The sequence below is a fragment of the Parashewanella hymeniacidonis genome (genome assembly GCF_016900895.1).
Taxonomy (GTDB): domain Bacteria; phylum Pseudomonadota; class Gammaproteobacteria; order Enterobacterales; family Shewanellaceae; genus Parashewanella; species Parashewanella hymeniacidonis.
Window position 1 is genome coordinate 1 of sequence record NZ_JAFEUN010000303.1, and the last position, 1,070, is coordinate 1,070.

Sequence of the window (1,070 nt, forward strand, 5' to 3'; positions counted from 1 at the left end):
CAGGTTGGGAAACGATTTGGGAAGGTTGGGATACCCTTCAATCTTATGTCGTTGGATATAGGATGGCGAAAGAAATGCTAGCTGACGGAGAAATGCACTAAGATCTGATCAAGAGACAGGTTTCAACGTATTAATCAAGTCTGTAGAGTAACTGAGATCATTCTTAACCTTGGTGAAAGGAACTACTCGTCCACATTATTTATATCACTCCCAAAATCGATTTGTATACCAGCTTGCATTCACCCAATAGGTGATCTTTATTTACCCAGCTGAATAGTTACAAACGTTCAAGCTTGCCTTGGCAATAAACGTCTACATTAGCGGTTGATTCTGGTAAATGCTCTTCAGTTTTCATAGTAAGAAGCCTCTGCATATTCCGACCTAAGTGGATCAGCCATTCTCGCTGTTTTTCGTGGCAAGAAAAAGCGTATTACAAAAGCTGCTGTTGTTGCGAAGTTGGCTGTTTTTTAAATTGATTCTATGGCTATGTTGAATAAACGCTAAAGTTGCAGAAGAAATTGAATCCATCATCAGTGCCAAACTCTGTTCAGGAATTATTTCCTGCATAGTCGATGTTATATTGCGAAAAAGATGAGGCGATATTACGGCTACCCGTTCCATATTGTCTTGAAATTGTTTTGAAGAGACTAAAAGCTTAATTTCATGCTCAGGAAGCTTTTCAATAAATGTTTTAAACTTTTTATTTATACCCATGATACCTGAAGATGCTCGATTTCAGCGAGAATGTACAGCTTGTTAATCAAGGCGACAGTGTGCGGCAATAGTGAGCTATTGTTAGCACTGGCAACACAGAGTAACACGCAAAAGTAGATGGGTTCATTTTCGGTTAAGCACTGTAAAGCATCTTGTTTATATGTACCAGAAGTAACAAGAAGCTGAAGAGGTTGGGAGCTTTCCATGAGAAGTAAGAGTAGAAGATGATATCTACTTTTAACCTAGATAAATCAGTTGATAAATGGCATAACACTACAACCTGATGTTTTTATAGGCCGAGTCTATGAAATTGCGAGGTTCTACCATTCACCCATTAGGTGAAGCTCCAAATACAC

Annotated in this window: 1 protein-coding gene; it reads right to left on the minus strand. The window is 38.7% G+C overall.

Annotated features, from left to right (window positions below; translation table 11 throughout):
* Window positions 1-390: 390 nt before the first annotated feature.
* Window positions 391-714, minus strand: coding sequence for a hypothetical protein (locus JQC92_RS22460; RefSeq protein WP_205001743.1), 324 nt, complete (start codon window positions 712-714; stop codon window positions 391-393).
* Window positions 715-1,070 lie beyond the last annotated feature (356 nt).